General features: G+C 59.1%; 14 protein-coding genes. 5 read left to right on the plus strand and 9 right to left on the minus strand.

Annotated features, from left to right (window positions below):
• Window positions 1-17: 17 nt before the first annotated feature.
• From JFT91_RS08360 to putA, 3 genes are all read right to left on the minus strand, one after another.
• Complete coding sequence (locus tag JFT91_RS08360; protein ID WP_201232072.1) at window positions 18-731, minus strand: hypothetical protein; 714 nt, start codon at window positions 729-731, stop codon at window positions 18-20.
• Between the two features lie 172 nt (window positions 732-903).
• Entirely contained in the window at window positions 904-2,706 is a 1,803-nt protein-coding gene (locus JFT91_RS08365; RefSeq protein ID WP_201232073.1) for an acyl-CoA dehydrogenase, read from the minus strand.
• A gap of 257 nt (window positions 2,707-2,963) precedes the next feature.
• On the minus strand, window positions 2,964-6,917 hold the full coding sequence (gene putA, locus JFT91_RS08370) for a trifunctional transcriptional regulator/proline dehydrogenase/L-glutamate gamma-semialdehyde dehydrogenase (RefSeq protein ID WP_201232074.1): 3,954 nt from the start codon (window positions 6,915-6,917) through the stop codon (window positions 2,964-2,966).
• A 458-nt stretch (window positions 6,918-7,375) separates the two neighbouring features.
• Here putA and putP point away from each other — a divergent pair, with 458 nt between their 5' ends.
• The 4 genes from putP to JFT91_RS08390 all read left to right on the plus strand — a co-directional run bounded on the left by putP (window position 7,376) and on the right by JFT91_RS08390 (window position 12,583).
• Window positions 7,376-8,860: a sodium/proline symporter PutP gene (putP, locus tag JFT91_RS08375; RefSeq protein WP_201230158.1), complete on the plus strand. Its 1,485-nt coding sequence runs from the start codon at window positions 7,376-7,378 to the stop codon at window positions 8,858-8,860.
• Window positions 8,861-9,211: 351 nt separating this feature from the next.
• Window positions 9,212-11,227: a type VI secretion system Vgr family protein gene (locus tag JFT91_RS08380; RefSeq protein WP_201232075.1), complete on the plus strand. Its 2,016-nt coding sequence runs from the start codon at window positions 9,212-9,214 to the stop codon at window positions 11,225-11,227.
• Entirely contained in the window at window positions 11,217-11,930 is a 714-nt protein-coding gene (locus JFT91_RS08385) for a DUF4123 domain-containing protein (RefSeq protein ID WP_201232076.1), read from the plus strand. Before JFT91_RS08380 ends, JFT91_RS08385 begins: the two co-directional genes overlap by 11 nt.
• Before the next feature lie 332 nt (window positions 11,931-12,262).
• The gene (locus tag JFT91_RS08390) at window positions 12,263-12,583 is read left to right on the plus strand and encodes a hypothetical protein (RefSeq protein WP_201232077.1); all 321 of its coding nucleotides are present in this window, start codon (window positions 12,263-12,265) and stop codon (window positions 12,581-12,583) included.
• A gap of 99 nt (window positions 12,584-12,682) precedes the next feature.
• On the opposite strand, the gene JFT91_RS08395 is transcribed toward JFT91_RS08390, so the two are convergent.
• Complete coding sequence (locus JFT91_RS08395) at window positions 12,683-13,099, minus strand: T6SS amidase immunity protein Tai4 family protein (RefSeq protein WP_201232078.1); 417 nt, start codon at window positions 13,097-13,099, stop codon at window positions 12,683-12,685.
• Between the two features lie 285 nt (window positions 13,100-13,384).
• Between JFT91_RS08395 and JFT91_RS08400 the strand changes: the two genes are divergently transcribed.
• Window positions 13,385-14,224: a 23S rRNA (adenine(2030)-N(6))-methyltransferase RlmJ gene (locus tag JFT91_RS08400; RefSeq protein ID WP_201230168.1), complete on the plus strand. Its 840-nt coding sequence runs from the start codon at window positions 13,385-13,387 to the stop codon at window positions 14,222-14,224.
• Between the two features lie 128 nt (window positions 14,225-14,352).
• Here JFT91_RS08400 and msrA read toward each other — a convergent pair whose 3' ends face one another.
• The 5 genes from msrA to aceE all read right to left on the minus strand — a co-directional run bounded on the left by msrA (window position 14,353) and on the right by aceE (window position 24,482).
• Window positions 14,353-15,018: a peptide-methionine (S)-S-oxide reductase MsrA gene (gene msrA / locus JFT91_RS08405; protein WP_201230170.1), complete on the minus strand. Its 666-nt coding sequence runs from the start codon at window positions 15,016-15,018 to the stop codon at window positions 14,353-14,355.
• 215 nt (window positions 15,019-15,233) lie between these two features.
• On the minus strand, window positions 15,234-17,930 hold the full coding sequence (locus JFT91_RS08410) for a putative bifunctional diguanylate cyclase/phosphodiesterase (RefSeq protein WP_201232079.1): 2,697 nt from the start codon (window positions 17,928-17,930) through the stop codon (window positions 15,234-15,236).
• A 254-nt stretch (window positions 17,931-18,184) separates the two neighbouring features.
• The gene (locus JFT91_RS08415; protein ID WP_201232080.1) at window positions 18,185-19,582 is read right to left on the minus strand and encodes an alkaline phosphatase D family protein; all 1,398 of its coding nucleotides are present in this window, start codon (window positions 19,580-19,582) and stop codon (window positions 18,185-18,187) included.
• A gap of 281 nt (window positions 19,583-19,863) precedes the next feature.
• A complete protein-coding gene (gene aceF / locus JFT91_RS08420; protein ID WP_201232081.1) occupies window positions 19,864-21,825 on the minus strand; it encodes a dihydrolipoyllysine-residue acetyltransferase in 1,962 nt (653 codons plus the stop codon).
• An 11-nt stretch (window positions 21,826-21,836) separates the two neighbouring features.
• Entirely contained in the window at window positions 21,837-24,482 is a 2,646-nt protein-coding gene (aceE, locus tag JFT91_RS08425) for a pyruvate dehydrogenase (acetyl-transferring), homodimeric type (protein WP_201148770.1), read from the minus strand.
• Window positions 24,483-24,667 lie beyond the last annotated feature (185 nt).

Consider the following 24,667-nt stretch of genomic DNA (forward strand, 5'->3'; position numbering starts at 1 on the left):
ACGGCGGATCAGGTATTTCATGCCAGAAGAATTTCCCGCCCATAAAATTCGATGCCACCAATCGTCTCCAGGTAGAACACTCGTTTTTCTTTCACGATGCGCATGGTTTGATCGACGGCATAGCTGTCGCCGATTGCCAGTGTTCGGAACATGTCGTTCTGGCTGAAATCCGTGACGCTGCCATAGCTGTTGTTCGGCACGATGACGGTGACCTGATAGCGGTCGCCTCTGCGGGTGTAACGCTTTGCGGTGACCCGCACTGCCTGTGGGTCTATCACGTAATCATTGATTCTGGCGGAAAGCAGAAACTGGTCTTCAGTGAGATTCACATACGGATCGATGTTGGTGACTGACATCTCGTCGCTCAAATCTGCACCGCCATAGACCACTGACCGCCATTGATTGGAGCTGATACGGGCATGTTCTTTGTAAGCAACCCGGTTGCTGGTTTCGTATCGGTCTTCGGCGCAAATAATCTCAAACATTCCTGCCGCCGTCGTAGTAACGGTCGGCGCTCCATTGGCGGGGGAAGTCGTCAGGGTGATCTGCGACTCTTCGTCAGAGGTGCGGTGATGGTTTTTGCTGATGACAATAGATTCGCTGGAATCCTTGTTCGTCCAGACTGTACCGCTGCGCGCAGGTATTTGAGAGATAGAGGCGAGAACGCAATAGTCCAGGGTCACAAGACCTGAAAGTTTGATGGATCGGTCTTCGAGAACATGTTCGCTCATGGCTTTTACTCGGATGAGGTAAGGGGGCGGACGTGTGTCCGTACCTGCCGGGCAACTGCAAACTACATGTCGGGCGAAGATAGCCTATCGTCAGTTTCTGATCTCCACACCTGTAAAACCTGACAGGTGCGAAGACCGTTGAAGTGTGTTGGGGCGCTACATGGGCGATGAGTCAGAACCACGCATCCTGCATCGCCAGACACGTATCATCCCGCGCCTCCAGCAACGCCAGCTCATGGTGGCAACCCGGCACTTCCCACGTCAGGAAATAGCGCGCCGCCTGCAACTTGCCTTTATAGAAGTCGACGTCCGCCGCTTTGCCCTTGGCCAACCCTTCCTCCGCACGAATCGCCTGCTCCAGCCAGCGCCAGCCAATCACCGTGTGCCCGAACACTTTCAGGTACAACGCCGAATTCGCCAGGCTGCTGTTGACCTTGCCCTGTGCCAGATCGGTCAGCAAGCCAAGGGTCACCGTTTGCAGGCGAGCTACCAGTTTCTCCAGTGGCTCACGCAATGCGGTCAGCGATTCGTACGCGGTTGCGCGCTCTGCGGTGTTGGCGATCAGACGAATCAATTGCTTCAGTCCCGCGCCACCGTTCTGCGCCAGTTTGCGCCCGAGCAAGTCCAGCGACTGAATGCCGTGAGTGCCCTCGTGGATCGGGTTCAACCGGTTGTCGCGGTAATACTGCTCAACCGGGTATTCGCGGGTGTAACCGTGGCCGCCAAGAATCTGGATCGCCAGTTCGTTGGCCTTGAGGCAAAACTCAGACGGCCAGGATTTGACGATGGGCGTCAGCAAATCCAGCAACTCATGCGCCTGTTTGCGCTCGGCTTCGGTCTCCAACGTGGTGGTGTCGTCGAACAACCTCGCCGCATACAAGCCGAGGTCGAACGCCCCTTCGACGTAGGATTTTTGCGTCAGCAGCATGCGTCTGACGTCCGCGTGCTGAATGATTGCCACCGGCGCGGTGCTTGGGTCTTTGCTGTCCGGCACGCGACCTTGCGGGCGCTCGCGGGCGTATTCCAGCGAGTACAGATACCCGGCGTAACCGAGCATGACTGCGCCCATGCCAACGCCGATCCGCGCCTCGTTCATCATCTGGAACATGTAGCTCAAACCGTGATGCGCCTTGCCCACCAGATAGCCGACGCATTCACCGTTATCGCCGAAGTTCAGCGCTGTGGAAGTGGTGCCGCGCCAACCCATCTTGTGGAACAGTCCGGCGAGCAGTACGTCATTGCGTTGGCCGAGGCTGCCGTCATCGTTGACCAGAAACTTCGGCACGATGAACAGCGAAATACCTTTCACCCCCGGCGGCGCGTCCGGCAGCTTGGCCAGGACCATGTGCACGATGTTTTCCGAGAGCGGGTGATCGCCGCCGGAAATGAAGATCTTGTTGCCCTTGAGCCGATACGTGCCGTCGGACGCCGGCTCGGCGCGCGTACGAATATCCGACAGCGATGAACCGGCGTGCGGTTCGGTCAGGGCCATGGTGCCGAAGAAACGACCGTCGATCATCGGTTGCAGGAAGCGCTGTTTTTGCTCTTCGGTGCCGAAGCTTTCGATCAGGTTGGCCGCACCCATGGTCAGGAACGGGTACGAGGTCGAGGCGGCGTTAGCCGATTGGAAGTGAGCGAAACAGGCTTGCGACAGCAGCGTAGGCAGTTGCATGCCACCAGCGTCGAAACTTCGCGCAGCGTTGAGGAATCCGGCTTCGAGGAAGGCATCGACTGCCGGTTTTACTTCGGGGATCAGAATCGCTTTGCCATCTTCATAGCGCGGCTCGTTCTCGTCGCCCTTGCGGTTGTGCGGCGCGAAGTACTTTTCGGCGATGTTGCGCGCAGTGCCGATGGCGGCATCGAAGGTCTCGCGGTTGTGCTCGGCAAAGCGCTCGCGCCGGGTCAGGCCCTCGGCATCAAGGACTTCATACAGCTCGAAAGCCAGATTGCGGGAACTGAGCAGCGTCTCGGACATGGCGGCTTACCTTTTTTTGGATTGGGCCGAGTCTAGGCGTGCTGATAAAGGCTGAACAGGATGATTGATAAGCGTGATGTTGGGCCAGAGCGCCGACTTAACAAACACCACAAAACACTGTGGGAGCGAGCCTGCTCGCGAAGGCGGTCCGTCAGCCGATATTGATGTCGACTGACACTCCGTCTTCGCGAGCAGGCTCGCTCCCACAGGGGGTATTGATCACCGGGCAGCCATTGCGGCTGCCCGGTTTATCGGTATTAGCCGATGGTCATCAGGCTGGCATTACCACCCGCCGCAGCGGTGTTAACGCTCAACGCGCGCTCGATCACCAGTCGCTCCAACGCAATGTTGGTCTCGCCTTGGGACAAGCCCTGAACTCCGACAATCGCACCGGCACGCTTGGCAATCTGCTGGCAAACGCCGCGCAACTGGTCGGAATGGCCGTGATGCAGAACCGCATCAAACACCACCTCATCCTTGTTCCAGTCAGAAACCAGCTTGATCCGCGCCTGAATTTCCTTCGGCAGGCGTGCGAACAATGCCTTGCTGATGTCGGACTCCGGCCATACCGCCGAACCGCCTACCGCCAGCACCGCTGCCAGTTGCGTCAGCAAATCACCTTCAACCTCCGCCAGGCACAGCACGTGCTCACGCGGCAGGATCGCGTAGCTGTTCTTCTCACCGGTCGGGCCGGCCAGCACGCGGGTGATGCCGCTTTGCGACTGCGCAGCGTACTGCGCGCACAGGCTGCTCAGGTCAGCAAACTTGTTGCTGTCAGCCCAGGCTTTCAGGGCATTCAGCGGCTTGCTCATGGCATCACGCAGGCGAACATCCGGCGCGACGGCAGCATCACCGCGAGCGAAGGATTGTTCGATCGCATCGGTAGGACGCGTCGCCAGCAAACGGTACAGATACAGCGGGCCGCCAGCTTTCGGGCCAGTGCCCGACAAGCCTTCGCCGCCGAATGGCTGCACGCCGACCACAGCACCAACGATGTTGCGGTTAACGTAGACGTTACCGGCGTTGACGTTGTCGATCACCTTGGCGATGGTCTCGTCGATGCGGGTGTGCACGCCGAGGGTCAGGCCGTAACCGGAAGCGTTGATCTGGCCGATCAGTTGATCGATTTCTTTACGCTTGTAGCGGACCACGTGCAGCACCGGACCGAAGATCTCGCGTTGCAGTTCGTCGAAGCTTTCCAGTTCGATCAGGGTCGGCATGACGAAGGTGCCGCGTTTGACTTCTTCGGTGTCGGCAATCGCCACCTGGTACACGTTGCGACCTTTGTCGCGCATGCCCTGGATGTGCTTGTCGATGCCAGCCTTGGCTTCGGCGTCGATCACCGGGCCAATGTCCACGGACAGACGCTCAGGGTTGCCGAGACGGCTTTCAGCCATGGCACCTTTGAGCATTTCGATGACGCGATCCGCGGAATCTTCCTGCAAGCACAGTACGCGCAGTGCCGAGCAACGCTGACCAGCGCTGTCGAAGGCCGAGGACACCACGTCGATCACCACTTGTTCGGTGAGTGCCGAGGAGTCGACGATCATCGCGTTCTGGCCACCGGTTTCGGCGATCAGCGGAATCGGGCGGCCCTGGCTGTCGAGACGGCCAGCGATGTTGCGCTGCAGCAGACGCGCGACTTCGGTGGAACCGGTGAACATCACGCCTTTGACGCGCTCATCACCAACCAGACCGGCACCGACGGTTTCACCGCGCCCCGGCAGTAGTTGCAGCACGCCTTCCGGAATCCCGGCTTCGAGCAGCAAACGCACGGCTTGAGCGGCAACCAGCGGAGTTTGCTCTGCAGGTTTGGCCAAAACCGGGTTACCGGCAGCCAATGCAGCAGCGACTTGGCCGCTGAAGATTGCCAGCGGGAAGTTCCACGGGCTGATGCATACCACCGGACCCAGTGGGCGGTGGGCGTCGTTGCTGAAATCGTTGCGTGCCTGCACCGCGTAATAACGCAGGAAGTCGACGGCTTCGCGGACTTCGGCGATGGCGTTGGCGAAGGTCTTGCCGGCTTCGCGAGCCAGCAGGCCCATCAGCGGCTGGATCTCGCCTTCCATCAAATCAGCGGCGCGTTCCAGAATCGCCGCACGTTCGGCCGGCGGGGTGGCCTGCCAGATCGGTGCAGCGTTGAGGGCGCATTGAATGGCGTTGTCGACGTCTTCAACCGTGGCTTCTTGAACGTGGCCGACCACATCACGGTGGTCTGCCGGGTTCAGCACAGGTGCAGGTGTTTCGGTGCTGGAAGCGCAACCGAGCATCGGCGCGGCTTTCCAGTCGTTGTGCGCGGTGGCGAGCAATGCGCAGGACAACGAGGCCAGACGATGTTCGTTGGCCATGTCGATGCCGCTGGAGTTGGCGCGTTCAGAACCGTACAAGTCACGCGGCAGCGGAATGCGCGGGTGCGGCAGGCCGAAACCACCTTCCACGGTCGCCATCTGCTCGATCTGCGCTACCGGATCGGCCACCAATTCCTGAATCGAAATCGACTGGTCGGCGATGCGGTTGACGAACGAAGTGTTCGCGCCGTTTTCCAGCAAGCGACGTACGAGGTACGCCAGCAGGGTTTCGTGGGTGCCGACCGGCGCGTACACGCGGCACGGACGATTCAGCTTGCCTTCGGAAACTTTGCCTACAACCTGCTCGTACAAAGGTTCGCCCATGCCGTGCAGGCACTGGAATTCGTACTGGCCGGGGTAATAGTTCTGACCGGCAATGTGGTAAATGGCCGACAGCGTATGGGCGTTATGCGTGGCGAACTGCGGGTAGATGACTTCCGGCACCGACAGCAGTTTGCGTGCGCAGGCGATGTAGGAAACGTCGGTGTACACCTTGCGGGTGTAGACCGGATAGCCTTCCAGGCCTTCGACCTGAGCGCGCTTGATTTCGCTGTCCCAGTACGCGCCCTTCACCAGACGAATCATCAGGCGATGACGGCTGCGGCGAGCCAAGTCGATCACGTAGTCGATCACGTACGGGCAACGCTTCTGGTAAGCCTGGATCACGAAGCCGATGCCGTTCCAGCCAGTCAGCTGCGGTTCGAAGCACAGACGCTCAAGCAGATCCAGCGACAGCTCGAGACGGTCGGCTTCTTCGGCGTCGATGTTCAGGCCGATGTCGTATTGCTTGGCCAGCAGGGTCAGCGACAACAGACGCGGATACAGCTCGTCCATCACACGCTCGTACTGCGCACGGCTGTAACGCGGGTGCAGGGCCGAGAGCTTGATGGAAATGCCCGGGCCTTCATAAATCCCACGACCGTGGGAGGCTTTGCCGATCGAGTGAATGGCTTGTTCGTACGACGCCAGGTACTTCTGTGCGTCGTGTTCGGTCAGTGCCGCTTCACCGAGCATGTCGTAGGAATAACGGAAGCCCTTGGCTTCGAACTTGCTCGCATTGGCCAGTGCTTCGGCGATGGTTTCGCCGGTGACGAACTGCTCGCCCATCAGGCGCATGGCCATGTCGACGCCCTTGCGGATCATCGGCTCGCCGCTCTTGCCGATGATGCGGCTCAGCGACGAAGTCAGGCCGGCTTCGTTGTGCGTCGAGACCAGTTTGCCGGTCAGCAGCAGGCCCCAAGTGGCGGCGTTGACGAACAGCGAAGGGCTGTTGCCCAAGTGCGGGTGCCAGTTGCCGGTGCTGATCTTGTCGCGGATCAGCGCATCGCGAGTGCCCTTGTCCGGGATGCGCAGCAGCGCTTCGGCCAGGCACATCAGCGCCACGCCTTCCTGGGACGACAGGGAAAATTCCTGCAGCAAGCCCTGAACAATGCCTGCACGACCGCCGGCACTTTTCTGGTTACGCAGTTTTTCGGCGATGGAGGCGGCGAGCTTGTTGGTGGCTTCGGCCATCGGAGCCGGCAGGCGCGCCTGCTCGATCAGCATTGGCACGACTTCCGGCTCGGGGCGACGGTAAGCGGCAGTGATCGATGCGCGCAGTACCGATTGCGGCAGGATGCTTTCAGCGAATTCGAGGAAGCATTGGTGGGCGTGATCGGTGTGGACTTCGCCCGCCTCATCGGCGTCCTTGGCGGTCAAACCGTTCAGCTCGGTCAGGGTTGCACCACCCTCGAGTTTTTCCAGGTAATTGAAAATTGCCTGCTTGATCAGCCAGTGCGGTGTGCGATCAATCGAGGTCGCGGCCGCCTTCAGGCGCTCGCGGGTCGGGTCATCGAGTTTGACCCCAAGGGTGGTGGTAGCCATATTTTTATCCTCATGGTTGCCACAGTTGCGTGGCATCAGCTGGCGGCAAGATTAGCCGTGCGCTGAAAGAGGTGCAACCGGGTGCAACCCTTTTTTTGTCGGAATAATAGGCAGCTCGTCAGGAATTATTTTCTGGTACGAAAGTGCTGCTCCTGGTTGGTGCTTTTGCTTCTAGCAAAGGGCCGTGACTGCGCTAAAAGGGAGCAAAAACAGGGTGATTGCCGATAATTCCGACTAGGTGCAACTTATTCTCAAAAAACTGGTTGCACCTGTTTTGCTTTGTTGCATAGCATTCGCGCCCTAGGTGCAACCGGGAATAACCCGGTGTACCGGCTGATGGCTTTCCTGGGGAAACATCAGTCCTAAATGCGCCGGATCCCGGATCGTCTGCCAAACGTCGTCGTTTGCGAGCGGTTCACCACCGCCGCTACATAAAAACAAAGCCAGGGCGTAACTCAATGAGCGTAAGCAATCCAACCCTGATCACGTTCGTGATCTACATCGCAGCAATGGTGCTGATCGGCTTGATGGCCTATCGCTCCACCAACAACCTTTCTGACTATATTCTCGGTGGTCGCAGCCTGGGCAGCGTCGTCACCGCGCTGTCTGCCGGTGCTTCCGACATGAGTGGCTGGTTGCTGATGGGCCTGCCGGGCGCCATCTATATGTCCGGTCTGTCCGAAAGCTGGATCGCCATCGGTCTGATCATCGGTGCCTACCTGAACTGGCTTTTCGTTGCCGGCCGTCTGCGTGTACAGACCGAGCACAACGGCGATGCCCTGACCCTGCCGGACTATTTCGCCAGCCGTTTTGAAGACAATAGCGGCCTGCTGCGGATCATCTCGGCGATCGTGATCCTGGTGTTCTTCACTATCTACTGCGCTTCCGGCATCGTGGCCGGTGCCCGTCTGTTCGAAAGCACCTTCGGCATGTCCTACGAGACTGCGCTGTGGGCCGGTGCTGCGGCGACGATTGCCTACACCTTTATCGGTGGTTTCCTCGCGGTGAGCTGGACTGACACCGTGCAAGCCACGCTGATGATCTTCGCGCTGATCCTCACGCCGATCATCGTCCTGCTGGCCACTGGCGGCGTCGATACCACGTTCCTGGCGATCGAAGCCCAGGATCCAAGCAATTTCGACATGCTCAAAGGCACCACCTTCATCGGCATCATCTCGCTGATGGGCTGGGGTCTGGGCTATTTCGGTCAGCCGCACATCCTCGCGCGTTTCATGGCAGCGGATTCGGTGAAATCGATCGCCAAGGCGCGTCGCATTTCCATGACCTGGATGATCCTGTGCCTGGGCGGCACCGTGGCCGTTGGTTTCTTCGGTATCGCTTACTTCTCGGCGCACCCTGAGCTGGCCGGTCCCGTGACCGAGAACCACGAACGTGTGTTCATTGAACTGGCGAAAATCCTCTTCAACCCATGGATTGCCGGTGTACTGCTGTCGGCCATTCTGGCTGCTGTGATGAGCACCCTGAGCTGCCAGTTGCTGGTGTGCTCGAGTGCCCTGACCGAAGACTTCTACAAAACCTTCCTGCGCAAATCCGCTTCCCAGGTTGAACTGGTCTGGGTCGGCCGCGCGATGGTATTGCTGGTTGCACTGATCGCGATCGCTCTGGCCGCCAACCCGGAGAACCGTGTACTGGGCCTGGTGTCCTACGCCTGGGCCGGTTTCGGTGCTGCGTTCGGTCCGGTTGTCCTGATCTCGGTGATCTGGAAAGGCATGACCCGCGACGGCGCACTGGCCGGTATCCTGGTCGGCGCGATCACCGTGGTGGTGTGGAAGCATTTCGAGGTGATGGGTCTGTACGAAATCATCCCGGGCTTCATCTTCGCCAGCCTGGCGATCTTCATCGTCAGCAAGCTCGGTTCGCCAAGCAAAGGCATGGTGATGCGCTTCGAAGCGGCGGAAAAAGATTTCAACCTGAACAAGTGATGCACTGAGCTTCGGCTCACCTGAAAACGGCCCGATTCCTACAAGGAACGGGCCGTTTTTTATTGCCTGTGATTTCTCGAATCCGGTGGATATCCATTGTGGGAGCGAGCCTGCTCGCGAATGCGGTTGTTCATGCACTGAATGTGTTGACTGGTGTACCGCCTTCGCGAGCAGGCTCGCTCCCACAGGGTTCGGCGGTGGTTTTGGGGATTTGTCTGTAGTTGAAGGCGCCAATTTTTGCAGGGGCTTTCAGTAATGAAAGTAGGGCAAATCTGATTTCCCCGTCGTCCGCTCAATCACCCTTGCGCCTCATGCAGAATCGCCCGCCCTCACTCTGCAGAGAAACATCGGATGTTCGCGCCTGCCAATCAACCGCGCTTCACGTTGACCCTCGAAGGCGCCCAACACGACCTCAAAGTCCTTGAGTTCACGGGCAAGGAAGCCATCAGCCAACCCTTTCGCTTCGAGCTGGAGCTGGTCAGTGAACGACCGGATCTGGACCTCGAAAGCCTGCTGCACTGTCAGGCGTTTCTGAGTTTTGATGCGGACGGTTCCGGCGTCCACGGTCAGATTTATCAGGTCGGGCAGGGCGACTCCGGGAAACGTCTGACGCGTTATCACGTTAGTTTGGTCCCGCGTCTGACGTACCTTGGGCATCGGATCAATCAGCGGATTTTTCAGCACCTCAGCGTTCCGCAAATCGTTGAGAGGATCCTCAAGGATCACGCGATCCTGCGCGATGCCTTCGAATTCCAGCTCGGCAGCGACTACCCGCCGCGTGATTATTGTGTGCAGTACGCCGAGAGCGATCTGGCGTTCATCCAGCGCTTGTGCGCCGAAGTCGGCATCCACTACCACTTTCAGCACAGCCCCGAGGGGCATCGCCTGGTGTTCGGCGATGACCAGACCGTGTTTCCCCGACTGGCCGAACCAACGCTCTATCTGCCCGGCAGTGGCATGGCCGGTGGTGCCCCGGCCATCAAGCGTTTCAACGTGCGCGTGGAAACGCGTACCAGCGTGGTTACCCGGCGCGACTACAACTTCATCAAACCGCGCTTGCAACTGGAAAGCCGCATCGACGGGGAAAAGCGGCCGGTACTTGAGGACTATCACTTTCCTGGCCAATTCAACGATCGTGAAACGGGCAAGCACCTCGCCCAGCGCGCACTTGAGCGACATGTCGCCGATTATCGTCAGGCCGAGGGCATCAGCGATGAATCCTCGCTGGTTTGCGGACATTTCCTGCAACTTACCGAGCATCCGCGCCAGGACTGGAATGATCTGTGGCTACTCACCGCCGTTGAACACCATGGCCGACAGCCGCAAGTGCTGGAGGAATCGGTCACCAGCGACGGGGAAGAATTCCAGGGTTACCGTAATACCTTTCTCGCCACGCCGTGGGCAGTGTTCTTTCGCCCGCCGCTGGGCCCGGAAAAACCGCGAATGCTCGGTTATCAACCGGCGGTTGTCACCGGCCCGAAAGACACCGAGATCCATTGCGATGAGTTCGGCCGGGTCAAGGTGCAACTGGCTTGGGATCGCGATGGCGAGTTGAACGAGCATTCCAGTTGCTGGCTGCGTGTTGCCAGTGGCTGGGCCCTTGATCGTTACGGCAGTGTGCTGATCCCACGGGTCGGCATGGAGGTGCTGGTCGGTTTCATCGACGCCGATGCCGACAAACCGCTGGTCATGGGTTGCCTGCCGAACGCCGCGACGCCAGTGCCGCTGGATCTGCCGGCGGACAAGACCCGCAGCATTTTCCGCAGCCAGAGCAGTCCCGGCGGCGGGGGCTATAACGAACTGCGCATCGAGGACCGCAAAGGCGCCGAGGAAATTTACCTGCGTGCCCAGCGCAACTGGACGCAGCACGTGTTGCACGACCAACAGGTGCAGGTCGATAACCAGCGCAGCATTGTCGTCACCGGCACCGCGCGGCATGAATTGAAGGCCGATGAACAACGCATCACCCACGGCCAGCGACAGACCGAAGTGAAACAGGACGATCACCTGACGGTGGTCGGTGACCGGCATATCCGCGTGAGCAGTCAGGCGCTCAATGCCAGTGCGCAATTTCATGTCAGTGCCGGCCAGCAAGTGGTCATCGATGGCGGTGCGAGCGCGACGATTCAGGCGGGCGGGCAGTGGATCAACATCGGCCCCGGCGGGATTTTCAGCAGCGTGCCGATCATGGTCGGTGGTGCGCCGATGGTGGCCATGAGTGCCGCGCCAGTTGTGCCGGGATTACCGGAGAAACTGGCGGCAGCGCCCGCCGCCATCCTCTCGCCGGCACAGATCATGAGCCTGAAAAGCGATGCGCCGTTCTGCGAAGAGTGCGAGCGGTGTAAGGAGGGTGTTTGTGCCTTCTGAATGTCTAGCGCCGTCGGCGTGGCTGGCGAACGTACCGCTGAAACCGTCGGAACAATTGTTCGCGATTTTCAGCAAAACCAGCGACGCCAATCCATCCAGGGCTTGGCAAGGGGCGTCGAGCCCAATCTGGGCCGACACTATTTACGCCGAGTGGGATGCGGTGATGCCCTTCGTGGGAATTGTCCCGGCAGGCAGTGAGTTTCTCGATTGGGTGGCGACTACTGAGTCTCTTGATTGGGGCTGGCTGGCGGTTTCTTCGGCGAGCCTTGAAGGGGTGGTTGAGCATTTTCGCAGTTTGACCCAGGTGTTGATGCCGGACGGCAAAGCGGTGTTTTTCCGTTTTTGGGATGGGCGGTTTTTGTCGCCGATCTTGCAGTCCGAGGCGGTCAGCGCGGCGCAACTGTTGCCGGTGATCTCGCGTGGACTGATTAATGGTCAGGACATTGATATCGGGGGGAAGGCGCAGGTTTCCGGGCAGGTGTTTCCATGGTGGAAAGTGCCGGAATCGGTGTTGGCAGCGGACGGAGCTGATGTTCAGGTCAGTAACGCTGTGCAGTGGCTGAGCGAGGAATATCCGGCGTTGTTCGAGGCATTTCCCGAGCCGGTTTTGCGCTGCAAGGTCAGCCAGTTTTTTCAAGTTTCAGCGTCGGAAGATTCGACGCAATCGGCCTTATTAGCGTTTTTGCTGACAGAGGCGGAGTGAGGTTTCCGGGCGAAGGCCTCGGACGTTTCCTTCGAGTCGCGGCGGTTTTCATGAACTGGTGGGCGGTGGGTTGCAGGGATAGTCTTTTCGTTGTCACTGCGAGAGTGGTGGCAGGGTGTAGGAACCCTCGCTTTCATGGCGTTACAGTTAGTTGGCTTTTTGCGGCACTTGATTCAAGTCCGTAAAATCGTTCGCGGCGGCTGTGCGCGGGACACGCTTCGGCGTGACCGAGGTCCATGATTGCTCGGTTCCTACTCCTGCGCACAGCTGCCACCCAAACCTGTAGGAAGGTGCGTTGGCGGCTTACGTTTATCAATCATGGAGATAATCAAATGACGACTTTGCATCCCGATCCACCCTACGTAAAACATATCCCTCACCCCGACAACCGCTTCATGGCCCTGACCAGCAATTGCAGCGACATGCCCACCCTGTTCGTCGACACCCACGCGCCCCTCGACATCCTTCTGGACGCCGCCAACTACCGTCTTCGCGCCGTGGTTCAAGTGCTGGAAAACATGTGCATGCGCGGATCGGTCGAATGCGACTCCGTCATCCTCAGCGACTTCGCCCAGCTCTGCGCTATTTCGTTGCGTGATGGCTGTGATGTGCTGGATGTAATTGGGCGGAGGATGGGCGGCATGCCATCCTGACGCGGCTCAAGATCAAAAGATCGCAGCCTGCGGCAGCTCCTACACGGGGTCATCTGTAGGAGCTGCCGAAGGCTGCGATCTTTTGACTCTCAAAAAGGGTCAATCAACAACGATGTAAGCATCCTGAGTCCGGATGAAACGGTCGAACGCCTCTGAGTTGTAAACCTGCAGGCAAGCATGGAAGACCATTTTTTCATCCGAGTATTTGCTGTTGGCAGCGGTCAGGTTAAACGCCTTGGATACATGGTTTCTGGTGTCTTTATAGGGATCGTGCAGCACCTGCAGCGTGTCTTCGTTTTGCAGGACGGTGTGCAGGCCTCTGCCCATGAATGAGTAGGTGCCGGCGGAGAGTTCGATGTCTTTTTTCAGTGCCGAATCTTCATTGAATGACTTCAGGATGCAGTGGCTCAGGCCATAGTTCTTGAGTGTTTGGCGGGCTTGCGCTCTGTGACTTTCGCCCGAAACGGCGTGCATTGAGCAGGTCAGGCACAGAGAGAAAATAAGTGTGCGACGCATGGGTTTGACTTCCTGTCGAGGTTACTTGCCAGTTAAGCGAGATAAATGACCTGTGGCGAGGGGATTTATCCCCGATGGGCAGCGAAGCGGCCCCAAGACCTGTCATCGCGATGCACCAGACACACCGCGTCGGCAGAATCGGGGCCGCTGCGCAGCCCATCGGGGATAAATCCCCTCGCCACGGGTATTGGGCCAGATTCTTAACGAGTAAGAGGCCACTCAGCCGCCAACCCCTGACTTGCCGCGCGGTAAAAGGTAAACTTTGCGCCCTTCGCAGGAGCAGCCATGAATTATCGTCACGCCTTCCATGCCGGCAATCACGCCGATGTGTTCAAACACCTGACCTTGACCCGCCTCATCGCCCTGATGTCGCGCAAGGAGCAGCCGTTTGCCTATCTCGACACACATGCCGGCATTGGTCTGTATGACTTGCAGGGCGATCAGGCCAATCGCACCGGCGAGTACCTGGAAGGCATTGCGCGTTTGTGGGATCAGCCGGATCTGCCGGCGCTGACAGCCGATTACATGAAAGTGCTGCACGAGATGAATCCGGATGGCCAGTTGCGCTATTACCCGGGCTCGCCGGAATTGGCGCGGCGTCTGACTCGCCCGCAGGATCGGGTGATGCTCAACGAGAAGCACCCGGAAGATGGCGTGATGCTCAAGGACAACATGGCCGGTGATCGTCGGGTGAAAGTACATCTGGGCGAGGGTTGGCATGTCGCGCGGGCGATGTTGCCGGTGCAGGAGAAGCGTGCGGTGATGTTGATTGATCCTCCGTTCGAGCAGCTCGACGAGATGCAGCGTTGCGCAGCGTCGTTGAAAGAGGCGATTGGCCGTATGCGTCAAACCGTGGCGGCGATCTGGTATCCGGTGAAGGATCAGCGTGCGTTGCGTCGGTTCTATCAGGATCTGGCTGGCACCGGGGCGCCGAAGTTATTGCGGGTTGAGCTGCTGGTGCATCCGCTGGACACGCCGAACAGTCTGAACGGCTCGGGCATGGCGATTGCCAATCCGCCGTGGGGGCTGGAGGAAGAATTGCGTGAGCTGCTGCCGTGGTTGTCGAAGAAATTGGGCCAGACCCAGGGCGGGTGGCAGATGGACTGGTTGATCGCCGAGAGCTGATCTACGGCAAGATCAAAAGATCGCAGCCTGCGGCAGCTCCTACAGGGATTAGTGACCGTTCACATAGGGGTGGACGTCTCCGAACCCTGTAGGAGCTGCCGAAGGCTGCGATCTTTTGCCTTCGGGGTTTAGTTACCCGCCAGACTCGGTGGCATGCACACGCCAGTGCCGCCGATCCCGCAATAGCCTTCCGGGTTTTTCGCCAGGTACTGCTGGTGATACGTCTCGGCGAAGTACACGGTGGGTGCCTGTTCGATTTCGGTGCTGATTTCGCCCAGGCCGGCCTTCGACAGTTCAGCCTGATACGCGGCTTTGCTCTTCAGCGCCGCGTCCAGATGCGCTGGCGAGGTGGCGTAGATCACCGAACGGTACTGCGTGCCGATGTCGTTGCCCTGGCGCATGCCCTGCGTCGGGTTGTGCAGTTCCCAGAACATCGCCAGCAGCTCTTCGTAGCTGACTTTGGCCTTGTCATACACCACCAGCACCACTTCGGCGTGGCCGGTCAGGCCCGAGCAGACTTCTTCGTAGGTCGGGTTCGGCGTATAGCCGCCAGCGTAACCGACCACGGTGCTGACCACGCCTTCGCGCTGCCAGAAGCGGCGTTCCGCACCCCAGAAGCAACCCAGACCGAAAATCGCAAAGTCGACGTCCTGGAAAAACGGGCCAAGCAGCGGGGTTTCTTCAAAGACGAAGTGCTTTTCAGGCAGGGTCATCGCGGTTTCGCGACCGGGTAGAGCTTGATCTTTAGTCGGGAGCACGTTTTTGTTCACCAGAATTTCCGAGCGCAGAACCATGATCGTTCCTCTCAGTCAGGATGGGATGTAAAAAAGTAGACCGCCAGTGTGCCCAATGATGCCGAGTTAATCACTCCCCAAAATGTGCGGGTACTCGCACACATTGTAGGAGTGAGCCTGCTCGCGATAGCGCTGGGTCAGTCAGAGGATTTGTTGCTGACACACCGCTATCGCGAGCAGGCTCGCTCCCACAGGGGATCTTCGACAGGTGGGATTTAGAGGCAGAGCGGGCCGCGCGGGTAGCGCTTGAGCGCCTGGATCAACTCGGCGCCGGGAATTGGCCGGTCAAACAGGTAGCCCTGGCCGACGTCGCAACGGTGGCGGCGCAGGAATGCCAGTTGTTCAGCCGTCTCGATGCCTTCGGCCACGACCTTGAGTTTCAGGTTATGCGCCATGGCGATCACCGCGGAGGTGATTTCCATGTCGTCCTGGTTGTCGGGGATTTCGTGAATGAAGCTGCGATCGATCTTGATGATGTCGATCGGGAATTTCTTCAAGTAACTGAGCGACGAATAACCAGTGCCGAAGTCGTCCATGGCCAGGGTCAGGCCCAGACGCTTGAGCTGATCAAGCTGCAAGTGCGTGTCTTCGGTGGCTTCCAGCAACAGGCCTTCGGTCAGCTCCAGTTCGAGCAGATTGGCCGGCAGCGCTTCTTCCTTGAGGATGTTGGCGATGGAGGCGACCAGATCCGGGTCGGAGAACTGCTTGGGCGAGAGGTTGATCGCCACCTGCAGATTGCCCAGGCCCGCGGCGGTCAGCGCTTTGCTCATGCGGCAGGCCTGACGGGCGATCCATTTGCCGATCGGAATGATCAGGCCGGTCTCTTCGGCAACGCTGATGAACTGGTCGGGGCGGATCATCCCGCGTTCCGGGTGATTCCAGCGCAACAGTGCTTCCATGCCCAGCAAACGTCCGCTGCGCAGGCACAGCTTGGGCTGGTAGAACACGTCCAGCTCGTTTTGCGTCAGGGCGCGGCGCAGGTTGTTCTCAACGAACAATTTATAGCTGGCCTCGGCGTTCAGGGCCTCGGTGAAGACCTGTACCTGGTGTTTGCCGTTGGCCTTGGCCTTGTGCAGCGCCAGACCGGCGTTACGCATCAAGGTCTGCGGGTCGCGTCCGTGCAGCGGTGAGCAGGCCAGGCCTACAGACCCTGTGACGCTGATCAACTGGTTATCGACGAACATCGGTTTATCCAGCGTCGCCAACAATTGGTTGGCGATCTGCTGGCCGGTCGCAAGGTCAGTGTCGTCGAGCAACACGGCAAACTCGTTACTGGCAAACCGCGCGAGGCTACCGCTCGGGCTCAGGCTGTTGCGCAGGCGCCGGGCGAGGCTGATCAGCAGTTTGTCGCCGGTCTGGTGGCCGAGGCTGTCGTTGATCCGCTTGAAGTTGTCGATGTCGACCAGCAACAGGCTGATCGGGGTATCGCTATCTCGGTCGAAGCGTTCGTCCAGATTGCGGATGAACGCCGGGCGGTTACCGAGGTTGGTCAGGTTGTCGGTGTACGCCAGACGCTCGATGCGCTGCTGCGCGAGCTTGGTCTGGGTGATGTCTTCGTAGATGCCGATGTAATGCGTCAGCTCGCGGTTGTCGCTGTAAACCTTGGAGATCGACAACTGGCCCCAGTACGGTTCGAGGTTCTTGCGGCGGCTTTTGAATTCGCCCTGCCAACTGTTGCTCTTGGCCAGCGCCGAGGGGGCGTCGAACAACAATTCACTGAGGTTTTCCAGGGCCGGCAGCTCGGACAAGCGCTGGCCGTGGACTTCCTCGGTGGTGTACTGGGTGATCGCGGTGAAGCTCGGGTTGACGTATTCGACCACGCCGTCGCAATTGACCAGCAAAAAGGCGTTGGCGCTTTGCTCGACCGCACGCTGGAACAGGTGCAGGGCGCTGGTGGCGGTGCGACGGTTGTGGTTGTTGATGACTTGCGCGAACTGGTCGGCCAGCTCACCGGCAAAGGCGATTTCGTCGGACTGCCAGGCGCGGGTGACGCCGGTCTGTTCCAGGCACAGGACGCCGACCACCTGGCCATCGACACGGATGCTCGCATCGAGCATCGCGTTGACGTCGCGCGGGCGCAGGGCTTCGGCCATCTCGCGGGTGCGCGGATCGCGCATCGCATTATGTGCGTCGATCGCGCGACTGCTGTGCAGCGCGTCCATGTAGTCGGGGAAGCTGCTGACGTCGATCACGTCCGGCAGGATGTATTCCTGCGTGGCGCGGTGATAAGCGGAGATCGGCAGCAGTTGCTGGCCTTCGAGGTTCCACAGGCTGGCGCAGTCGATTTCATAGATATCGCAGGCGCAGCGAGTGATCAGCTCGGCGGCTTCTTGCAAGGAGTTGTGCGTGCTGTAGCGCTGGCGCGCGAGCAGCAGAATCAAGTCCTGCTGGGCACGCACACGTTCCAGGTGTTGCAGTTGTTCCTGCTGGGCGCGCTGGTTCAGCTCGAGGGCGATTTGCAGGCGTGAATTCTGGGTTTCGAGGTCGACGCAGGGCAACGGCGGCGCTTCACTGAACGCTTCGCCGACCGCCAGCAGATAGCCACGCAGCAGATGCCGGTTGTGCTGCTTATAGGCCTCGCCCAGTTCAAGGATGCTCAGCGCCCCGGCCGCGGTGTGCAGGGTGTAGCGCACCAGATAATGCGGGCTGGCGCCGAGTTGTTGCTGGATCGCGTCGTGCAGCTGATAGCGCGCTTCCGGCTCCATCAGGCTGGCGTAGGGCGCACCGACCAGAGCGCAGAGCTCGACAGCCGGTTGACCGAATTGGCGTTCGCAGTTGGGATCAAGAAACAACATCGCCCAACTGGCTTCATTCAAGCGCTCGAAACGCAGCATGCCGAGCCGCGAGGGCACAGGCAACTGCGTCACTACCTCGGCCGCCATACGGCTGGCGGCATCGGGTTGGCTCTTCATGAAGGGAACTCGCTTGGAAATATGCTGAACGCGCCGGGCTCTCGCCCTCTTTACTGTTGCCTGCGGCAAGGTTGCATCATTGCGGCACTGACTGACAAGAGAGATGAAGGCCAAGTGCTATAAGAATGTGTCGGCTGCGTTGGGCATTTCTCCAGCGCGTGGTTGAAAAGAGCCGAAGATCGCAGCCTGCGGCAGCTCCAGCAGGGGATTACGGTCTTCTGCAGGAGCTGCCGCAGGCGGCGATCTTTAAAGGCTTAGCGCAGTTTAATGATGATCGACTGCAATTTTTTCCCATCCCGATCGTGGTAATTGACCAGAATTTGATCAGTCTCAACCACCACATGGGCAAAGTTGTCTTCACTGATCACGGCACTGGTCAACTCATGCCGATAATCGCCCGCTGCCGTCATTGCCAACGGCTGGTCAAGAATGAAAGTGGATGCCGTGGCGTACGGCAGCAGTTTGCTGTTGCACAGCGGCGAGGAGACGATGGTGTGAACTTCAAAGTCCGGATCTTCGCTATGGCGCAGACACGACGTCAATGAGCCGTGCACGTCGCCGGAAATGAACACGACATTCTTGATCCGCTGCGTGCGAATGGTTTCCAGCAGACGCAGCCGCTGCTCCGGGAAGGCTTTCCAGGCATCGTCGCCGAGCTGTTTGCGATCTGGATAGAACATCACGCTGGTGACCACGAACTTGACCCGCGCGCTGCTGTTGATCAACCAGTCCAGCAACGCGTGTTCCTGCTCTTCGTCGAGGATGCGTCGATCATAAGCCGACAAGTTGCGGCGGGTACGGCTGTCGGTCACGAACCATTCCAGATCGCCGTCGCTGAATTGATACCAGTAATGTTCAAGTTTAGAACGGTTGACTTGGCCGTTATCTGTCAGTTCATGTGCCGGGCTGTGACTGACTTGATACAACTCATAGGCAGCCATGGCGTTGCGGTATAACTCGCCATCGGACTTTCCGGCGTTGGCGGGCCAGTTATCTTCTATCTCGTGATCATCGAGAATCATGTAAGTCGAAGTGCCGGACATTAAATGTTTGATGTTGGGTTGGGAGAAGGCCGCGCGGTATTTGCTGAGTATGTCTTTGTATTCGCGATCCGGTGCTATCAGATTGAGGTCGTCGACATAGATTTGATCACCGGTCATGAGTGTTGCACTGATTGCGGGTTGTGCGCCTTCAATCAATTGACTGATGGACGCAAAGATCCGGTCGCCCAAATGCGGTAACGATGCAATACCGGCGGTCATGCGCAAGTAGCGGCAAGACCCGACGATGTAAGCCTTGGGCTGCATGGCTTTGCTGGAGCGCGTGCGCAGGCGGTAGATCTCCCGTGGCCATTGCAGTGGCAACTCGGCGATAGAGTCTGTGGTGTGCACGGGGTTCATAGGGCTGAACCAGCCGGCCTGATATTCATACTCGGTGTCCGTACTCAAATTATTAAGTACAAGAACTTCCGACATGTCGCGCAATTCGCTCAGTCTGGCGAAGATGGCTTTTGACCATTGTTGTGTTCCGGAAATGCGATAGCGTATTCCGCCAAATACAGGGGCGTTGTTTTGTCGGTTGCCGCGAATAAATATGCGTGCGTGGTTAGTTGTGATGTGGCCGATGATCGGGCCGATAGTCGGTTTCAACATGTCGAATCCATTCGAGTGAGTGCTGCGTAAGTAAGTGGTTTGTGCAAAGTTCGGATAATTAACTTTGCTGTGCCAAGGTTAGTTGCATGGCGAGTAAAAAAGTCGGTACGAAGTTGACTGGAGTTGTGGCTGAAATCAGCGCTACTTGTAGGAAAAATACGCAGGCAGGTTTATTTCGGACAAAAAAAGCCCCGTCAAACTGACGGGGTTGAGGTACGAGCGTGTGGCGCTCGAAAACGTGAAGCACCAGCGACCCTCCGTTTCCGGAGGGCCGCTGGGGATTACAGCAGGATGGTGCGGATGTCCGCCAGCAGGCTGCCCAGGCGCTGGGTGAAGCGTGCAGCGGCGGCGCCGTTGATCACACGGTGATCGTAGGACAACGACAGCGGCAGCATCAGTTTCGGCTGGAAGGCTTTGCCGTCCCAGACTGGCTGGATGGTTGCCTTGGAAACACCGAGGATCGCCACTTCCGGCGCGTTGACGATCGGCGTGAAGCCGGTGCCGCCAATGTGGCCGAGGCTGGAAATGGTGAAGCAGGCGCCTTGCATGTCGTCAGCGGTGAGCTTCTTGTCGCGGGCCTTGGCGGCCAGCGCAGCGGCTTCGGCTGCCAGTTGCAACAGGCTCTTCTGGTCGACGTTCTTGATGACCGGTACCAGCAGGCCATCTGGGGTGTCGACGGCGAAGCCGATATTGATGTACTTCTTGCGGATGATCGCTTTGCCGCTTGGCGCCAGCGAACTGTTGAAGTCCGGCAGCTCCTTGAGCATGTGTGCGCACGACTTGAGCAGCAGCGGCAGGATGGTCAGCTTGACGCCGGCCTTCTCTGCAACGGCTTTCTGCGCCACGCGGAACGCTTCCAGCTCGGTGATATCAGCCGAATCGAACTGAGTCACGTGCGGGATGTTCAGCCAGCTGCGATGCAGGCTCGACGCGCCGATCTGCATCAGGCGAGTCATCGGCACTTCTTCGATTTCGCCGAAACGGCTGAAGTCGACGACCGGAATCGGCGGAATGCCCGCGCCACCGGTTGCGCCAGCAGCAGCGGCCGGTGCTTCCTTGGCCTTCTGCATCATCGCTTTGACGTAAACCTGCACGTCTTCTTTGAGGATACGACCGTGCGGGCCGCTGGCGCCGACAGCGTTCAGCTCGACGCCGAACTCACGGGCCAGTTGACGCACGGCAGGGCCGGCGTGAACTTTCGCGCCCGGCTTGGCCGGTGCGGCGGCTGGAGCGGCAGCAGGTGCAGCGGCGGCCGGAGCAGCAGCGGCAGGTGCTGGAGCGCTTGGAGCAGCAGCGGCAGCTGGAGCCGGTGCAGCAGCAGGCGCTGCGCCTTTGACTTTCAGCTTGAGAATCAGGTCGCCAGTACCGACTTCGTCATCCAGCTTGATGGAAATGCTTTCCACCACGCCAGCGGCAGGCGATGGGATTTCCATGCTCGCCTTGTCGGATTCCAGGGTGATCAGCGACTGATCGGCTTCAACGCTGTCGCCAGCCTTGACCAACACTTCGATGATCTTGGCTTTGCCAGCCGAACCGATGTCCGGAACGTGGATGTCCTGAACGCTGTCGGCTACCGGCGCCGCTGGAGCAGCTGCCGGAGCAGGCGCAGCCGCAGCGGCTGGTGCAGCAGCCTGAGCCGGAGCGGCAGCAGCAGGGGCCGCAGCACCCGCCACTTCCAGATCCAGAATCAGGTCGCCAGTGCCGACTTCGTCGTTGAGCTTGACGCTGATGGCTTTGACCACGCCAGCGGCAGGCGACGGGATTTCCATGCTCGCCTTGTCGGATTCGAGGGTGATCAACGATTGATCAGCTTCGACGGTGTCGCCGACCTTGACCTGGATCTCGATGATCTGCGCCTTGCCCGACGAGCCGATGTCCGGCACGTGCACTTGCTGAACCGAAGCGGCAGCAGGGGCAGCGGCTGGCGCGGCAGCAGCAGGAGCGGCAGCCGGTTTGGCTTCAGCTTTTGCAGCAGGCGCAGCGGCAGGAGCAGGGGCCGCTTCAGCGGCGCCCTCGACTTCCAGCTCAAGCAGTTCGTCGCCTTCTTTCAGACGGTCGCCCAGCTTCACTTTCAGGCTTTTGATGACGCCGGCTTTCGGGGCCGGCACTTCCATGCTGGCCTTGTCCGATTCCAGGGTCAGGATGCTCTGGTCGGCTTCGATACGGTCGCCGACCTTCACAAACAGTTCAATTACTTCACCTTCACCGCTGCCGATGTCAGGTACGCGAATGAGTTCGCTCACAAAATGTCTCCTCAGCAGTCCAGTGGGTTGCGTTTTTCCGGGTCGATGCCGAACTTGACGATGGCTTCAGCCACCACCTTAGGTTCGATATCACCACGGTCAGCCAGTGCTTCCAGGGCTGCCAACACCACGAAATGACGGTCAACTTCGAAGAAATGACGCAGTTTCTTGCGGCTGTCGCTGCGGCCGAAACCGTCGGTGCCCAGGACTTTGAATTCCTTGGACGGTACCCACTGACGGATCTGCTCGGCGAACAGTTTCATGTAGTCGGTAGAGGCGATGACCGGACCTTTACGGCCGTTCAGGCACTCTTCGACGTAGCTCAGCTTAGGCTTCTGGCCCGGCTTCAGACGGTTGCTGCGCTCTACAGCGAGGCCGTCGCGACGCAGTTCGTTGAAGCTGGTAACGCTCCATACATCAGCGCCAACGTTGAACTCTTCACGCAGAATCTTCGCCGCCTCACGGACTTCACGCAGGATGGTGCCGGAGCCCATCAGCTGTACGTGGTGCGCCGCATCGCGGGTGTCTTCTTCGAGCAGGTACATGCCTTTCTTGATGCCTTCTTCGGCACCGGCCGGCATGGCTGGCTGCTGGTACGACTCGTTCATCACGGTGATGTAGTAGAAGATGTCCTGTTGCTCTTCGGTCATCTTCTTCATGCCGTCCTGAATGATCACCGCCAGCTCGTAGCCGTAGGTTGGATCGTAGGTGCGGCAGTTCGGGATGGTCGCGGCCAACAGGTGGCTATGACCGTCTTCGTGTTGCAGACCTTCACCGTTCAGGGTGGTCCGGCCGGCGGTGCCGCCGATCAGGAAGCCACGGGTGCGGCTGTCGCCAGCGGCCCAGGCCAGGTCACCAATACGCTGGAAGCCGAACATCGAGTAGAAGATGTAGAACGGCAGCATCGGCTGGTTGTGGCTGGAGTACGAAGTACCGGCAGCGATGAAGGAGCTCATGGCGCCTGCTTCGTTGATGCCTTCTTCAAGGATCTGACCTTTCTGGTCTTCCTTGTAGAACATCACCTGGTCTTTATCGACTGGCTCGTAGAGCTGGCCGACGGACGAGTAGATGCCGAGCTGACGGAACATGCCTTCCATACCGAAGGTACGGGCTTCGTCCGGGATGATCGGCACGATGCGCGGGCCGATTTCCTTGTCCTTGACCAGTTGCGCGAGGATCCGCACGAAAGCCATGGTGGTGGAAATTTCACGGTCGCCGGAACCGTCAAGGATGGCCTTGAGGGTGTCCAGATCCGGCGTCGGCACGCTGAAGCTCTGTGCGCGGCGCTGAGGCACGAAACCGCCCAGTGCAGTGCGACGCTCGCTGAGGTAGCGGGCTTCGGCGCTGTTTGGCTCTGGCTTGAAGAACGGCAGGTTCTCCAGCTCTTCGTCCTTGACCGGAATGTCGAAACGATCGCGGAACAACTTCAGGCTGTCGACATCGACTTTCTTGGTGTTGTGCGCAGTGTTTTTCGCTTCGCCGGCACCGGTGCCATAACCCTTGATGGTCTTGGCGAGGATGACGGTTGGTTGTTCTTTGTGGTTGACCGCTTCGTGGTACGCCGCATAGACCTTGTACGGGTCGTGGCCGCCACGGTTGAGTTTCCAGATCTCGTCGTCAGACAGATCAGCAACCATCGCCTTGAGTTCTGGCGAGTTGAAGAAGTGTTCACGGACGAACGCGCCGTCTTTGGCTTTGTAGTTCTGGTACTCGCCGTCGATGACTTCGTCCATGCGACGTTGCAGGATGCCGTCGACGTCTTTGGCCAGCAGTGGGTCCCAGAAACGGCCCCAGATGACTTTGGTCACGTTCCACTGAGCACCGCGGAACACGCCTTCGAGTTCCTGGATGATCTTGCCGTTGCCGCGAACCGGGCCGTCGAGGCGCTGCAGGTTGCAGTTGATGACGAAGATCAGGTTGTCCAGCTTCTCGCGGCCGGCCAGGGAGATTGCGCCCAGGGATTCCGGCTCGTCGCACTCGCCGTCGCCCAGGAAGCACCAGACTTTCTGTTTGCCCGGCTGGATGAACCCGCGGTGCTCCAGGTACTTCATGAAGCGTGCCTGGTAGATCGCTTGAATCGGACCCAGACCCATGGATACGGTCGGGAACTGCCAGAAGTCAGGCATCAGCCAAGGGTGCGGGTAGGACGACAGGCCCTGACCGTCGACTTCCTGGCGGAAGTTGTTCATCTGGTCTTCGGTGATGCGGCCTTCCATGAACGCACGGGCGTAAACGCCTGGCGAGGTGTGGCCCTGGAAGTAGATCAGGTCGCCGCCGTGTTCATCGGTAGGGGCCTGGAAGAAGTAGTTGAAGCCGATGTCATACAGGGTCGCGCTGGAAGCGAAGCTGGAGATGTGACCACCCAGGTCAGAATCTTTCAGGTTCGTACGCATTACCATGGCCATCGCGTTCCAGCGTACCAGCGAGCGAATGCGGCGTTCCATGAACAGGTCGCCAGGCATGCGTGCTTCGTGGGTAACCGGGATGGTGTTGCGGTAAGGCGTGGTGATGGCGTAAGGGAGTTGCGAGCCGCTGCGGGTCGCGAGTTCGCCCATACGGGTCATCAGATAGTGAGCACGGTCTTCGCCTTCTTTGTCGAGAACCGATTCCAGGGCGTCCAGCCATTCCTGGGTTTCGACGGGATCGAGGTCTTGCATGGCTTGCTCCAGGGCGGAAAGGCTTCCAGAATCGGTTGCCTGAGTTTGCGACTGGCCTTGTGGGCAGACGATTTAAAATTCTTGGATTGCCGACAGGTTGTTCCGGCGGCGTGTAGTTTTACTACAAATCTTCCGGCATTTCAGCCTTTCGAATGTATAGACGAGTAGTAAAACTACAGAAGAAT

Origin of the sequence: Pseudomonas sp. TH08 (genome assembly GCF_016651275.1) — a bacterium.
Lineage (GTDB): Bacteria > Pseudomonadota > Gammaproteobacteria > Pseudomonadales > Pseudomonadaceae > Aquipseudomonas.